Source organism: Streptomyces sediminimaris (genome assembly GCF_047049295.1).
In the GTDB taxonomy this organism is placed as follows: domain Bacteria; phylum Actinomycetota; class Actinomycetes; order Streptomycetales; family Streptomycetaceae; genus Streptomyces; species Streptomyces sediminimaris.
Genome location: NZ_JBJWOT010000001.1, coordinates 3223298 through 3237414, shown reverse-complemented (window position 1 = coordinate 3237414; position 14117 = coordinate 3223298). Strand labels below are relative to the sequence as shown.

The window sequence follows — 14117 nt, the reverse complement described above, 5'->3', positions numbered from 1 at the left end:
CCACATCTGATGGGCCGTCAGCTACGCTGCGCGGCCATGGAGTCCAGGCAGACGCGCGGGGGCACGGTCGCGGAGCTCGTGGCGGAGCGGTTCGGCGACCACCGGCCGGGGCTGTGGTACGAGGACCTGGTCCTCAGCCACCACGAGGTGGCCGCCGGCGCCGCGGCCCGGGCCGCGCTGCTCGCGGACCTGCTGCCGCCCGGTGCCGAGCCCCATGTGGGCGTGCTGCTCGACAACACCCCCGAGTACCCGCTGTGGCTGGGCGCGGCGGCCCTCGCGGGCGCGGCCGTCGCCGGGATCAACCCCACCCGCCGCGGCGCCGAGCTGGCCCGCGACATCCTGCACACCGAGTGCCGGACCGTCGTCACCGATCAGTCCCGTCTGCCGCTCCTGGCCGGCCTCGACCTCCCGGGGGTGCGCCTGCTGGTGACCGGCAGCGAGGAGTACGAGCGGCTGCTGGCGCCGTACGCGGACGCCCGGCCGGATCCCTCCCGGGCCGCGCCCGGCGACCGCCTGCTGCTGTACTTCACCTCCGGTTCGACCGGCGCCCCCAAGGCCGCGATCTGCTCCCAGGGCCGGCTGGCCGCGGCCGGGCGCTCGCTGGCCGGCCAGTTCGGGGTGCGCCGCGACGACGTGCACTACGTCTGCATGCCGATGTTCCACGGCAACGCGGTGATCGCCGACTGGGCGCCCGCGCTCGCCGCCGGCGCGGGGGTGGCGCTGCGGCGGCGCTTCACGGCCTCCCGCTTCCTGTCCGACGTCCGCCGGTTCGGGGCCACCTACTTCACCTACGTGGGACGGGCCGTGCAGTACGTCCTCGCCACCGAGGAGCGCCCCGACGACCGGGACAACCCGCTCCGGCTCGGCTTCGGCACGGAGGCGGGGGCGGCGGACGCGGCGGCCTTCGAGCGGCGGTTCGGGGTGCGGCTGGTGGAGGGGTACGGCTCCTCGGAGGGCGGCGCGGCCGTGCAGTGGTCGCCGGGGACACCGGCCGGGGCGATCGGGCGGGCGGCGCCCGGCCTCGTCGTACTCGACGCGCACACCCGCGAGGAGTGCCCGCCCGCCGCCTTCGACGCGGCGGGGCGGCTGCTCAACGGCGACGAGGCCATAGGGGAGCTGGTGAACAAGGCGCCCAACCCCTTCGAGGGGTACTGGCGCAACCCGGCGGCGGAGGCCGAACGGCTGCGCCGGGGCGGCTGGTACTGGACCGGCGACCTCTTCTACCGGGACACCGACGGCTACCTCTACTTCGCCGGCCGCACCGACGACCGCCTCCGCGTCGACAGCGAGAACCTGGCCGCCGCGGCGATCGAGAACATCCTCGCCCGCTACGACGGGGCCGCCGCCGTCGCCGTCTACGCGGTGCCCGACCCGGTCACCGGCGACCAGGTGATGGCGACCGTCGCCGGAACCTTCGACCCGGCGGGCTTCGCGGACTTCCTCGACGCCCAGCCCGACCTCGGCACGAAGATGGCGCCCCGGTTCGTCCGGGTGGTGGAGCGGATGCCGGTCACGGCCACGAACAAGATCCACCGGGCGAGGCTGCGGAAGGAAGGTCTCCGGTGCGCGGACCCCGTGTGGTGGCGACCGCCCGGGGAGCGCGCGTACCGGCGGCTCACCCCGGAGGACGCCGAAGGGCCGCTGGTGCGCACGAGAGGTCTTCCGTGAGGGGGCGTGGGTGACGGAGCCCCCACTTCGCGTGGCGAGGCCGCGCAGACACGACGATGCGGCAGACACGACGATGGCGGCTCGCGTTCGCGCTTTCCGCGAACACAAACCGCCACCGATATTGTGCGCCGCCAGGGACTCGAACCCCGGACCCGCTGATTAAGAGTCAGCTGCTCTAACCAACTGAGCTAGCGGCGCATGACTCCCGCCGCCCGCCGGATCTGTGCTCCCGCGGGTGGCGACGAAGAAAATACTACCTGGTCCGCGGGGGTGCTTCCGACCACCCGGGAACGGCTAGATCGCCAGCGACAGCAGCACCGGGGTCGCGTTGCGGTTCAGGGTGTCCGCGGCCCGGCGCAGGCGGTGGGCGTCCTCGACGGGCAGCGACAGGGCCAGACAGCCGACCGAGCTGCCGGCGCTGACCGGGACGGCCGCGCAGACCGTGCCGACCGCGTACTCCTGCAGGTCGAGGTGGGGCACGGTGGGCGGCTGTGCCTCGAGGTGCGAGAGCAGCAGCCGGTCGCTGGTGATGGTGCGCGAGGTCAGCCGGGCCGGCCGGTGCCGGGAGAGGTGGTCGCGCCGGCCGTTGTGGTCCAGCTGGCCGAGCAGGCTCTTGCCGATCGCGGTGGCGTGCGCCGAGGAGCGGAAGTCGACCCACTCGTGCACCACCGGGGTGGTGGGCCCGTCGGCGTACTGGGCGACGCTGACCTCGCCGTCGACGTACCGGCTGAGGTAGACCGCGGCGCCCACCGAGTCGCGCAGCCGGTCCAGGGTGCGCTGGAGCTTCTCGCGCAGGGCCCGGTCGCGGCCCTGGGCGGAGCCGAGCCGGGTGAGGGTGTCGCCGGTGACGTACGCCCCCTCGGTGATCTGCTCGACGTAACCCTCACGACGCAGCATCCGCAGGAGGGTGGTCAGCCGCTCCGGGGCGAGGTCGGTGAGACGGGCGAGCTGGGTGTCGGTGACTCCGGTCGTGTGCCGCACCACGGCTTCCAGGACGCGCAGCGCGTCCTGGGCCGAGTGGTGCGGCGCGGTCGGCTCGTGCTTCAGCGCCACGGTGCATCCCCCTGCGCTTGCTCGGTCGCTCTCCAACTGGGCCGTGATCCGGACAGCGTCAACGGTTCCACGATAACGGCCAAGGGCCGTGTTGTGAGCGGCCGTTGGCGAGATCCGCACCCCGCCGCACCGCTCTCAGCAGCGGCGCGGGCACGCCGGCACATGCCAAGGGCACGCCCCGGCGCCCGGGCCTCGGAGGCTGAACGGCGTTCAGCCTCCGGCGTTCACAGCACCGCGCTGAGGAACTCCCGCGTCCGGTCGTTCTCCGGCTCGCTGAAGATCTTCTCCGGCGTACCGGATTCGACGATCTTGCCCTTGTCGAACATCATCACGCGGTCGGAGATGTCACGGGCGAAGTTCATCTCGTGGGTCACGCAGAGCATGGTGATGTCGGTGCTGTGCGCGATCTCCCTCAGCAGGTCGAGCACACCGGCCACCAGTTCGGGGTCCAGGGCCGAGGTCACCTCGTCGAGCAGCAGGATCTCCGGACGCATGGCGAGCGCCCGGGCGATCGCGACCCGCTGCTGCTGGCCGCCGGACAGCTGGGTCGGGTGCGCCTTGATCTTCTCCCGCAGGCCCACCATGTCGAGCAGTTCCTCGGCGCGCGCCTCCGCCTCCGCGCGGTCCAGGCCGAGCACGTTGACCGGTGATTCGGTGATGTTCTGCAGCACGTTCATGTTCGGGAAGAGGTTGAACTGCTGGAAGACCATCCCGATCTTCTTGCGTATGTCGCGCTGGTACTTCTCGCTGGCCGGCTTGAGCGAACCGTTGGGGCCGGTCATGTGCGACAGCGGCCGGCCGCCCACCAGGATCAGCCCTCCGCTGATCTGTTCCAGCGTCATCAGCAGCCGCAGGATGGTGGTCTTGCCGGAGCCGCTCGGCCCGATCAGGGTCACGTGCTGGCCGCGGTCGACCGCGAAGTCGAGGTGGTCGAGCACGACGTGGTCGCCGTAGCGCTTGACCACCTGGTCGAACACGACCAGGTGACCCGTCGCGGCGGCGTCCCGCACGCGGTCCTCCGGGTTCGTCTTCTGCAGGGGGTCGTCAGTGGCCAAGGCGCTTCTCCAGTTTTCTCATCAGCAGCGAGGTGGGATAGCTCGCCGCAAGGAAGATCAGGCCCGCGAGGGTGAACGTCTCGACGTAGGTGAAGTGGTCCGCGCCGTACTCCCGGGCGTGGAAGACCATCTCCTGGACCGTGATGACGGCCAGGAACGGCGTCTCCTTGAACATGGCGATGCCGTAGTTGCCCAGCGCGGGCAGCACGTTGCGCACCGCCTGCGGGAGGATCACGGCCTGCCAGGTCCGCCGCGGCGACATGGACAGCGCCCGGCAGGCCTCCCACTGGCCCTTCGGGACGGCGTCGATGCCCGCCCGGTACACCTCCGACATGTAGGAGGCGTAGTGGATGCCGAGCACCGTGATGCCGATGGTGAGCGGCTCGACGGTGTTGAAGATGGTGTAGGCGCCGACCAGCTGCACCAGCATCGGGGTGGACCGGATGAACTCGGTGACCGCCCGGACCGGCACGGTCACCAGCCGGGTCGGAGCCCGTCCGGCCATGGCGACGAGCAGCCCGAGGACGGCGGCCACCAGCGTGCCGAGGACGGTCGCCAGCAGCGTGATCTTGAAGCCGTCCCACAGCAGTGGCAGGGACTCCTGGACGGCGTTCCAGTCCCAGGTGTAGTTCATCCGCCACCTCCCGTGGCCTGCGCCAGCTCGGCCTTCTCCGCCGACTCGGCGCTGTGGCTGCGCAGCAGGCTGCGGGCGCTGGTGTACTGCCCGAGCCGGGTCTTGGCCCGTCGTTCCAGCAGGTTCATCAGCAGCGTCAGCGCGTAGGCGAGCACGAAGTACATCACCAGCAGGGTCAGATAGGCCCAGGTCGTGGCGCCCGTGCGGTCACGCATGTGCTGGACCACCGTGGTCAGGTCGGTCGCCGTGATCAGCCACAGCAGCGGCGTCGCCTTCAGCAGCTGGATCAGCAGGTTGGTGAACGGCGGGATCATCTGCACCCAGGCCTGCGGCAGGATCACCCGGCGCATGCGCTGCAGCGGTGTCATGTTCAGCGCCACGGCTGCCTCCCACTGCGCCTTCGGCACCGCGTTCAGCGCGCCGCGCACCACCTCCGAGCCGTAGGCGCCGTAGTTCATGCCGAACGCCAGTACGCCGCAGAACAGCGGCGACAGCTCGTAGCCGGCCACCAGCGGGAAGGCGTAGTAGAGCCAGAACAGCTGCACGTACAGCGAGGTCCCGCGGAAGAACTCCACGAGGACCCGTGACACCCCCCGCACGAGCACGGGCCTGCTGTTCGCCATGAAGCCGAACACGAAGGACAGGGCCAGCGCGACGGCCGAGCCGAGCACCGTCGCCTCGACCGTCACCAACAGCCCCGACCACACGTCCGACAGGTGGTCGAAGAAGTACGAATAGAAGTCACCCATGGGCAGGCGTCCTCAGCCCTTGCAGAGGTCTGCGGTCTTGAGGTTCGCCGGCGGGATGGTCTCCTTGCCGAAGCCGTACTGGCCGATCAGCTTCACATAGCGGGCCGGGTCGGAGGTGATCTTCTTCAGCTGCGCGTTGAAGGCGTTCCGCAGCTCCTCGTTGCCCTTGCGGAAGACGGCGCCGCCCGGGCTGTACTGCTTCTTGCCGTCGACCTCCGGGATGAAGGGCTCGGTGACCTCCAGGCCGCTGTTGTTCTTGGCCAGCCAGTTCAGCGAGATGCTGGTCAGCAGGAAGGCGTCGATCCGGCCGCCCTTGACCGCGTCCGCGCCGTCCTGCGGCTTCTGCAGCGTCTTGATGCTGCCCGAGGAGATCCCGGCGGCGGTGGCGTAGTCCTTCTCGACCGCGCCCGACATCACGCCGATGGTGACCCCGGCCTTCTTCGCCGACGCGAGGTCGGAGAGGTTCTTGGGGTTGCCCTTCTTCACCATCATCGCGGTGGGGGAGATGAACTCCGGCTCGGAGAACAGGGCCTTCTCGCACCGGTCGGGGATGATCGCCATACCGGCGCTGATCACGTCGTACTTGCCGGCCTGCAGACCCGGGATCAGCCCGTCCCACTCGGAGAAGGTCGGACGCAGCTCGTCGACCCCGAGAGCCTTGAAGATCTCCCGGTGCAGCGTGGGCGCCTCGCCCTTGAGCTGGCCGTTCTCCTTGTAGCCGTAGGGCGCCTCGTTGGCGTAGGCCACCTTCACGTAGCCCTGCTTCTTGAGCTGCTCCAGCTTCGATCCCTTGCCGTCACCGCTGTCGGTCTTGCTGCAGGCGGTGAGCAGCCCGGGGACGGTGAGCAGGCCGCCGACAGCCGCCGTTCTCGTCAGGAAACCCCGGCGGGACAGGTTCGGGAACTCGGACATGGACACTCGACCTCCACAGAGAGCCTTGCCAGGCCTGCCCGTACGCAGACCAGTGGGGGTGCCTGCCCGATCTCCGTGGTCTATGCCTACTGAACAGCCGATGTGACTGAACGGTGGCCTAAGCGAGACCTTCTCGTTCTGCGCGGGACCGATGCATGAGCGGGTCCGGCACCGGGCAAGGGGGGTCACATGGGCGATCGATACCTAAAAGTCTCTCTTGCCGAACGGGGAGTCAGCTGCACGGCGAAGCTCCTGGACGACCGCGCGCCGCTCACCTGCGCGGCGGTCTGGGACGCGCTGCCCCTGGGAGGTGACGTCTACCACGCCAAGTACGCCCGCAACGAGATCTACGCGCTGTTCGAGCCGTTCGCGCAGAGGGAGCCGCCTCTGGAGAACCCCACGGTGACGCCCATCCCGGGCGACCTGTGCTACTTCTCCTTCGCCGGCGCGGAGCTCGGCACCCGGGCCTACGGCTACGACCGCGAGGTCCGCGCGGGCACGACGCTCGTCGACCTCGCCCTCTTCTACGAGCGCAACAACCTCCTGCTCAACGCCGACGTGGGCTGGGTCCCCGGCATCGTCTGGGGCCAGGTCGTCGAGGGCCTCGAGGAGATGGCCGAGGGCTGCAACGACCTGTGGCGCTCGGGAGCGGCGGGGGAGAAGCTCACCTTCCGGCGCGCGTGATCCCGGTCCGGGCGAGGCCGCTCGAAGCGATCCCGGCCTCGTAGAGCGTGTGGGCCGCCCGCAGCACCAGCTCGTCCCGGTGCCGGGCGGCCACCAGCTGCAGACCGATCGGCAGTCCGTCCTCGTCGGTCCCGACGGGGACGGACGCCGCCGGCTGCTGCGTCATGTTGAACGGGTAGGTGAACGGCGTCCACCCGGTCCAGCGCCGGTGACGGCCCCCCTTCGGCACCTCCTCGCCCGCCTCGAACGCGGTGATCGGCAGCGTCGGCGTGACCAGCAGGTCGAAGGTGTCGTGGAAGCGGCCCATCCGGCGGCCGAGCTCCATGCGGACGTCCACCGCGGCGAGGTAGTCCAGCGCGGAGCGGCGGGCACCGGCCGCGCAGATCTCCCGCAGCCCGGGGTCGAGCAGCCCCCGCTGGTGCGGGCCGAGTTGCTGGGTCACCCGGGCCGCCCCGGAGAACCACAGGGTGTGGAAGGCCTCCACCGGGTCGGCGAAGTCGGGGTCGGTCTCCTCGACGTACGCGCCGAGCCCGGCCAGCCGCTCCACCGCCCGCCGCACCGCGGCGGCGACCGCCGGACGCACCGCCACCTGACCGCCGAGGGACGGCGAGTACGCCACCCGCAGGCCCTTCACGCCGCCCGTCAGCCGCGCCGAGAAGGAACCGGGGGCGGCCGGCAGCCCGGACCAGTCGCGGCTGTCGGGAGCGCCGATCACGTCCAGCAGCAGCGCCGCGTCCGCCGCGTCCCGGGCCATCGGACCCACGTGCGCCAGCGTGCCGAACGCGCTCGCCGGATACAGCGGCACCCGCCCGTACGTCGGCTTCAGGCCGAAGACCCCGCAGAAGGCGGCCGGGATGCGGACGCTGCCGCCGCCGTCCGTGCCCAGCGCGAGCGGGCCCGCGCCGAGTGCCACGGCCGCCGCCGCGCCGCCGCTGGAGCCGCCCGAGGTGCGCGAGAAGTCGTGCGGGTTGCGGGTCACCCCGGACAGGGGCGAGTCGGTGACGCCCTTCCAGCCGAACTCGGGCGTCGTGGTCTTGCCGAGGAAGACGGCACCGTGCTCGCGCAGCCGGGCGGCCGACGGGGCGTCCTCCTCCCAGCGGCCGTTCTCGGAGATCGTCCTGGAGCCCTTGAGCGTGGGCGTGCCGCGCAGCAGCAGGATGTCCTTGACGGTCGCTGGGACCCCGTCGACCAGCCCCAGCGGCTCGCCGCGCCGCCAGCGCTCCGTGGACGCGCGGGCCCCGGCGAGGGCCTCCTCGGGCAGCAGCCGCACGAACGCGTTCACATCTGGCTGGATCTGCTCGGCCCGTTCCAGCGCGGCGCGGGTGGCCTCCTCCGGGGTGAACTCGCCCTTGCGGTAACCCTCGACGAGTCGTACGGCGGTCAGCTCGGTGAGGTCGGGGTCCGTCATCTGCCCTCCAGGGCCCAGTCGGTTCAGCGTCCCGGTACGTAGCCGCGCTTCTTGTCGACCACGTTCAGCAGGGGTCTGCCCGCCTGCCAGCGCTCGTACAACTCCAGGAACTGGGTGCCGAGCTGATCACGCCAGCCGACCGTGTCGCCGCTCATGTGCGGGGACACGATCAGCCCCGGAACCTCCCACAACGGGCTGTCCGGGGTGAGCGGCTCGTGCTCGAAGACGTCCAGGGCGGCGCCCGCGATCCACCGCCTGGCGAGCGCCCGCGCCAGCGCCTCCTCGACGACCAGCGGACCGCGCCCGATGTTGATGAACCGCGCGGAGGGCTGCATCACCCCGAAGCGCCGGGCGTCGAACATGCCGTGCGTCTGCTCGGTGAGCGGGGCGGCCGCGATCACCCAGTCGGCGCGCGCGATCAGCCGGTCCAGGTCCTCGGGGCCGTGGACTCCGGTGCGCGCCTCCCGGCCGACGAGCGCGGTGTCGACGCCGAGCGCCTTGAGCGTGCGGGCGATCGTACGGCCGATGGGGCCCGAGCCGACGACGCACGCGCGGGTGCCCGCGACCCGCTGGGTCTCGCGGTGCCGCCAGGTCCGCTCCCGCTGCAGCTCCAGCGTCCTGGGCAGGTCCTTGGCCATGCTCAGCACCAGGGCGGCGACGTACTCGGCGATGGGCTGGTCGAAGACGCCGCGCGCGTTGGTCACCACGGTGTCGGAGGCGGCGAGTTCCGGACACATCAGATGATCCACACCGGCGCTCGCGGTGTGCACCCAGCGCGGCCGCGGCCCCTCGCCCGGCCAGGCCGAGCGCACGGCCCGGGACGTGAAGTCCCACACCAGGAGCACGTCCGCGTGCGGCAGCCGCTCGGCGAGCGCCGAGGCGTCGGTGTGCTCGACACGGGCGCGTCCGGTGAGGCTGCCGAGGCGGGGCGGCGGCTCGGCGTCCAGGACGAGAACAGTGGGGGTGGTCATGCGGGGAGCCGTTTCTGGAGGGTTGCCGTGGCCGTCTGACATGCGAGGTTTGACCACGCTCGCACCCGAACCTACCTTCGTCAACACGGTCGTTGTGCACGGTCCGTTGCCACCCCTTTCATACGGTCAGGGCGGTGCCCGCTATGGACGTCTCCTTCCTCGGTGGACCCCAGCCGCAACGCGGCGTGGGAGTGGTCGCCCCCTTCGACTTCGCACTCGATCGCGAGCTGTGGCGATGGGTGCCCGACGAGGTGTCGCTGCATCTCACCCGGACCCCGTACGTGCCGGTCGAGGTCAGCCTCGACCTCGCCCGCCTGGTCAGCGAGCACCAGACGCTGGACGACGCGGTGTGCACCCTGAACGCCGTCGCGCCGGAGGTCGTCGCGTACGCCTGCACCTCCGGCAGTTTCGTCGGCGGGGTCGCCGGTGAGCTGGCGATGTGCGCGGCGATGACGCGCGCCGGCGCGGTCCCCTCCGTCACCACCTCCGGCGCGCTCCTGGAGGCCCTGGTGGCGCTCGGCGCGCGGCGGGTGGCGCTGGTGACGCCGTACACCGTGTCGGTGACCCGCGCGCTGAAGGCGTACGTCGCCGAGGCGGGCGTGAAGGTCACCGGGTGCGTGTACATGGGGCTGACCCGGCACATCTGGAAGGTGCCGTACCGCGACGTGGTCGGCATGGCGCACAAGGCCGCGCGGCGCGGCGCCGACGTGCTCTTCATCAGCTGCACCAACCTTCCGACGTACGACGCCATCCCCCAGCTGGAGGCGGAACTGCGGATGCCGGTGATCTCGGCCAACCAGGTGACGATGTGGGCTGCGCTCGCCCGGATGGGTACCCGAGCGGTGGGGCCCTATCAGGCGCTGATCGACCCGGCGGCGCGCTCCGGTCCCGTGCTGCCGGAACTCCCGGACGGTGAACAGCAGCAGGAAGGCAGGTCATGACCGCACTCGGATTCCTCTACCCGGGGCACTCCGCCGAGGACGACTACCCGCGCATCGAGCAGCTGCTGGGCAGCGACATCCGCCTCGACGTCGTCCACACCGACATCGGCACCGACGCGCACCGGGTGGACGCCCTGCTGGAGATGGGCTCGGCCGACCGTCTCGCGGCCGGTGTCGAGGAACTGCGGATGTCGGGCGCGGACTCGGTGGTGTGGGCGTGCACCAGCGGCAGCTTCGTCCACGGCTGGGAGGGCGCCCACGAGCAGGTCCGCTCCCTGGCCCTGGCGGCCGGGATGCCGGCCTCCTCGACCTCCTTCGCCTTCGTGCACGCGGTGCGGGAGCTGCACGCGCGGCGGGTGGCGGTCGGCGCGACCTACCCCGAGGACGTGGCCGGGCTGTTCGCGGACTTCCTGCGGGCGGGCGGCGTGGAGGTGACCTCGGTGCGCGGTTCCGGGATCATCACGGCGGCGGAGGTCGGCACCTGGGGCGAGGCGGAGGTGTTCGCGCTGGCGCGGGAGGCCGACCGGCCCGACGCCCAGGTGCTGCTGCTGCCCGACACGGCCCTGCACACGGCGGCCCACATCCCGGCCCTGGAGAAGGAGCTGGGCAAGCCCGTGCTCACGGCCAACCAGGTCACGGTCTGGGAGGCGCTGCGGCTCGCGGACCGGCGGGTGAACGCGCCGGGGCTGGGGGCGCTGTTCACCCGGGAGCCGCTGGTGCAGGCCTGACGGGATCCCGGTGCCCGGCCGGGCAGCGCACACCCGGGCCGGGGAATAAACGGAGAGTGCCTCCTGTTGGCCGCGCAGGACAGCGCACGGCCGACGACAGGAGGCACCCACCGTGACGGCAGACGACGAGATCCGGGGCAGCGCGCGGGGCACCGCGCCCGTACCCCTCTCCGTACTGGACCTGGTGACCGTCGGCGCGGGCCACACCGCCACCGACGCGCTGCGCACCAGCGTCGCCCTGTCCCGTCTCGCCGAGTCCCGCGGCTTCCACCGGTACTGGGTCGCCGAGCACCACTCCATGCCGGGGGTGGCCTCCTCCTCGCCCGCCGTGATCCTGGCCCACCTCGCCGCCCGCACGGACCGCATCCGCCTCGGCTCGGGCGGCGTGATGCTCCCCAACCACGCGCCGCTCGTCATAGCCGAGCAGTTCGGCACGCTGGAGGCCATGGCGCCCGGGCGGATCGACCTCGGGCTGGGCCGCGCGCCGGGCACCGACGGCGCCACGGCGGCCGCCCTGCGCCGCACCGACCACCTCAACGAGGGCGCCGACGACTTCCCCCAGCAACTCGCCGAGCTCACCCGCTTCCTGGACGACGACTTCCCCGACGGCCACCCCTACCGCCGTATCCACGCGGTGCCCGGTCCGGTCCAGGCGACGTCCCCCGGCGGCGTCCAGTCCCCGCACCGCCCGCCGGTCTGGCTGCTCGGCTCCTCGGGCTTCAGCGCCCGCCTGGCGGGCGTCCTGGGCCTGCCCTTCGCCTTCGCGCACCACTTCTCGGCGCGGAACACCGTGCCGGCGCTGGACCTGTACCGCGAGTCGTTCCGCCCGAGCGGGGTGCTGGACGCCCCCTACGCCCTGATCGGCGTGGCGGCCCTGGCCGCGGACGAGGAGCGGGAGGCCCGCCGCCAGGTGCTCGCCGCCGCCCTGAACATGGTCCGCCTCCGCACCGGCCGGCCCGGCCTCGTGCCCACCCCGGAAGAGGCGGAGTCCCACGAGTTCACCCCCGCGGAAGCGGACTTCATCTCCTCCTGGAACGCCAACGTCGTCCACGGCACCCCCGACGAGGTCCGCGCCGGCCTGGACGACCTGCAGAAGCGCACCGGCGCGGACGAGTTGATGATCACGTCCAACGCCCACAGCGGCGAGGTACGCCTGCGCTCCTACGAACTGATCGCGGACGCCTACGGGCTGCCGGCGGACTGAGCGGAACGGGGCGCGCCCCGCTCACGAGTTGCCGGCCACCCGTTCCGCCGCGCCGGGGAGCGGGGCGCGCAGGTCGGAGATACGATCCGGCGGGACCGGCCGGGAGTAGAGCCAGCCCTGGCCGGTGTCGCAGCCGATCCGGCGCAGGCGGGTGGCCTGCGCCGAGGTCTCGACGCATTCGGCGGTGACCGTGAGGCCGAGGCGGTGGGCGAGCTGGATCATCGCCTCGACCACGACCTCGTCGGCCGGGTTGGGCGGCACGGCCCCTTCCTTGTCGCCCTCGTACTGGAAGCCGCGGACGAAGGAGCCGTCCAGCTTCAGGACCGACACCGGCAGCCGGCTGAGGTAGGCCAGGTTCGAGTAGCCGGTGCCGAAGTCGTCGATGGCGATGCCGACACCCATGTCGCTGAGCGCCTGCAGGACCTGCAGCGGGCGTCCCGCCGAGCCCATCACCGCGGACTCCGTGAGCTCCAGCTGGAGCAGGTGGGGGGCGAGGTCCGTCTCGGCCAGGATCTCCGCCACGTCCGCGACCAGGTCCGAGTCCCAGACCTGACGCACCGCCACATTGACGCTCACGAAGAGCGGTTGCTGGTCCGGGTGGTCCAACTGCCAGCGCCGCGCCTGCCGGCAGGCCGTGGCGAGCACCCAGCGGCCCAGCGGCACGATCGAACCGTCCTCCTCCGCCAGTCCGATGAACCGATTCGGCGTCAGCAGGCCGAACTGCGGATGGTTCCACCGGACCAGCGCCTCGACGCCGCGCAGCCTGCCGTCCTCCATCCCCACCAGCGGCTGGTACTCCAGCACGAACTCGCCGCGTTCGATGGCTGGCCGGAGCGTGGAGGCGAGCGCCTGCCGGGTCATGCGATGGGCGTTGCGCTCGGGGTCGAAGAGCGTCCAGCGCGACTTCCCGTCCGCCTTCGCCCAGTACAGCGTGGTGTCGGCCGCCTGCATCAGAGCGGTGGCCGTCGTGCCCGAGGCGTGCCGCTCCACGACACCGATCGACGCCGACACCGACAGCCGCCGGCCCGAGAGGTCGAACGGCGCCTGGATCGCCTCCAGTACGGACTCGGCCAGATCGGCGAGCTGGTCCGTGCCGGTCGAGTCCTCCACCAGCAGCGCGAACTCGTCGCCGCCGAGTCTCGCCACCAGCGGAGCGCTCGCTCTGGTGCGTCCCGCCTCGTCGGCGCACCGGGTCAGGCGCTCCGCCACGGCGGCCAGCAGCCGGTCGCCGACGCGGTGCCCGAGCGTGTCGTTGACGGCCTTGAAGCCGTCCAGGTCGAGATAGCACAGACCGATCCGCCCGGTGCCGCTCTCCTCGTACGACTCCGCCTCCAGCGCGGCCGTCAGCCGCTCGAAGAAGAGCGTGCGGTTGGGCAGCCGGGTCACCGGGTCGTGCATCTGCAAGTGCCGCAGCCGGCCCTGCAGTTCACGGTGGGCGCTGATGTCGGCGACGGACATCAGCACGCCCTCCTCCCGCGCGGCCAGCGGTGAGACGGTGACCTCCACCCAGACCGACCGGCCGTCGGCGCGCTTCAGCCGGCGCGTGCAGCGCAGCCGCGCCTCGCGCCCGCGCAGCACCTCGCGGTACGAGTGCCAGGTGCGCGCGTCGGACGCCAGGTCCACCAGATCGGCGGCGAACCGGCCGGCCAGTGCGTCCGGGGGAGTGTCCAGCAGTTCGCCGAACCCCTGGTTCGCGCTCACCACCAGGCCCTCGCGGTCGACCACCGCCATCGCCAGCGGCGCAGCCGTGAAGACCGAGTGGTACGCCGGCGGCTCCGTACGAGTCGTCAGCGGCTCGGTACGAGGAGACGCACAGGCATCACTCTCTGTGACGGCGACCCGGTCGAGGTCAGCCGCGGGCGCCGGCCCTTCGGACGTTCCGCTCACCGCTCGCTCCCGCAGTGCACTCGATCTCTGTCCGTGCAGGAAAGTGTGCCGATCATAGAGGCAGACCCGGGGGCCTTCCAGCTACTGCCCAGTGTCCCGGATGGACCGGCCCTTCTGACAGATCGTTTCTGCCCGCGGGTGGACGGCTTCTGGGACCCCTCGATCGCTTGTGACGTTCCGTGAGCGTTTCGGGGGTGTCGGCCCGGGCGGTTCCCGGGGCGCC

At 71.8% G+C, this 14117-nt stretch carries 13 protein-coding genes and 1 tRNA gene; 5 read left to right on the top strand and 9 right to left on the bottom strand.

What is annotated here, in order from left to right; genetic code table 11:
• The first annotated feature begins 36 nt into the window (after window positions 1–36).
• Window positions 37–1668: an AMP-binding protein gene (locus ACJ9NR_RS14975; RefSeq protein WP_412488059.1), complete on the top strand. Its 1632-nt coding sequence runs from the start codon at window positions 37–39 to the stop codon at window positions 1666–1668.
• Between the two features lie 124 nt (window positions 1669–1792).
• Here ACJ9NR_RS14975 and ACJ9NR_RS14970 read toward each other — a convergent pair.
• The 6 genes from ACJ9NR_RS14970 to ehuB all read right to left on the bottom strand — a co-directional run bounded on the left by ACJ9NR_RS14970 (window position 1793) and on the right by ehuB (window position 6071).
• Window positions 1793–1866 (bottom strand) — tRNA-Lys (locus ACJ9NR_RS14970).
• Window positions 1867–1962: 96 nt separating this feature from the next.
• Window positions 1963–2721 carry an IclR family transcriptional regulator gene (locus ACJ9NR_RS14965; RefSeq protein ID WP_412488058.1) on the bottom strand — a complete coding sequence of 253 codons (759 nt, stop codon included), beginning with the start codon at window positions 2719–2721 and terminating at the stop codon, window positions 1963–1965.
• Window positions 2722–2945: 224 nt separating this feature from the next.
• Window positions 2946–3776 carry an ectoine/hydroxyectoine ABC transporter ATP-binding protein EhuA gene (gene ehuA, locus ACJ9NR_RS14960; protein WP_412488057.1) on the bottom strand — a complete coding sequence of 277 codons (831 nt, stop codon included), beginning with the start codon at window positions 3774–3776 and terminating at the stop codon, window positions 2946–2948.
• On the bottom strand, window positions 3766–4410 hold the full coding sequence (ehuD, locus tag ACJ9NR_RS14955; RefSeq protein WP_412488056.1) for an ectoine/hydroxyectoine ABC transporter permease subunit EhuD: 645 nt from the start codon (window positions 4408–4410) through the stop codon (window positions 3766–3768). Before ehuD ends, ehuA begins: the two co-directional genes overlap by 11 nt.
• Window positions 4407–5159 (bottom strand): ectoine/hydroxyectoine ABC transporter permease subunit EhuC, encoded by a 753-nt coding sequence (ehuC, locus tag ACJ9NR_RS14950; RefSeq protein ID WP_412488055.1) that lies wholly within the window; start codon window positions 5157–5159, stop codon window positions 4407–4409. The genes ehuD and ehuC overlap by 4 nt, the downstream gene beginning before the upstream one ends.
• Window positions 5160–5171: 12 nt before the next feature.
• A complete protein-coding gene (ehuB, locus tag ACJ9NR_RS14945; RefSeq protein WP_412488054.1) occupies window positions 5172–6071 on the bottom strand; it encodes an ectoine/hydroxyectoine ABC transporter substrate-binding protein EhuB in 900 nt (299 codons plus the stop codon).
• 189 nt (window positions 6072–6260) lie between these two features.
• Here ehuB and ACJ9NR_RS14940 point away from each other — a divergent pair, with 189 nt between their 5' ends.
• Entirely contained in the window at window positions 6261–6755 is a 495-nt protein-coding gene (locus ACJ9NR_RS14940; RefSeq protein WP_412488053.1) for a DUF3830 family protein, read from the top strand.
• Here ACJ9NR_RS14940 and ACJ9NR_RS14935 read toward each other — a convergent pair.
• Both ACJ9NR_RS14935 and ACJ9NR_RS14930 read right to left on the bottom strand, forming a co-directional pair.
• Window positions 6736–8163: an amidase gene (locus ACJ9NR_RS14935; RefSeq protein ID WP_412488052.1), complete on the bottom strand. Its 1428-nt coding sequence runs from the start codon at window positions 8161–8163 to the stop codon at window positions 6736–6738. The two genes, ACJ9NR_RS14940 and ACJ9NR_RS14935, sit on opposite strands and share 20 nt — an antisense overlap.
• A gap of 23 nt (window positions 8164–8186) precedes the next feature.
• The gene (locus ACJ9NR_RS14930) at window positions 8187–9134 is read right to left on the bottom strand and encodes a D-2-hydroxyacid dehydrogenase (protein WP_412488051.1); all 948 of its coding nucleotides are present in this window, start codon (window positions 9132–9134) and stop codon (window positions 8187–8189) included.
• Window positions 9135–9277: 143 nt separating this feature from the next.
• Between ACJ9NR_RS14930 and ACJ9NR_RS14925 the strand changes: the two genes are divergently transcribed.
• The 3 genes from ACJ9NR_RS14925 to ACJ9NR_RS14915 all read left to right on the top strand — a co-directional run bounded on the left by ACJ9NR_RS14925 (window position 9278) and on the right by ACJ9NR_RS14915 (window position 12007).
• Window positions 9278–10075: a maleate cis-trans isomerase family protein gene (locus ACJ9NR_RS14925; RefSeq protein WP_412488834.1), complete on the top strand. Its 798-nt coding sequence runs from the start codon at window positions 9278–9280 to the stop codon at window positions 10073–10075.
• Window positions 10072–10803 carry a maleate cis-trans isomerase family protein gene (locus tag ACJ9NR_RS14920; protein WP_412488050.1) on the top strand — a complete coding sequence of 244 codons (732 nt, stop codon included), beginning with the start codon at window positions 10072–10074 and terminating at the stop codon, window positions 10801–10803. Before ACJ9NR_RS14925 ends, ACJ9NR_RS14920 begins: the two co-directional genes overlap by 4 nt.
• 112 nt (window positions 10804–10915) lie before the next feature.
• Window positions 10916–12007 (top strand): LLM class flavin-dependent oxidoreductase, encoded by a 1092-nt coding sequence (locus ACJ9NR_RS14915; protein WP_412488049.1) that lies wholly within the window; start codon window positions 10916–10918, stop codon window positions 12005–12007.
• Window positions 12008–12028: 21 nt separating this feature from the next.
• Here ACJ9NR_RS14915 and ACJ9NR_RS14910 read toward each other — a convergent pair whose 3' ends face one another.
• Window positions 12029–13894, bottom strand: coding sequence for a putative bifunctional diguanylate cyclase/phosphodiesterase (locus ACJ9NR_RS14910; protein ID WP_412488048.1), 1866 nt, complete (start codon window positions 13892–13894; stop codon window positions 12029–12031).
• Between the last annotated feature and the right edge of the window lie 223 nt (window positions 13895–14117).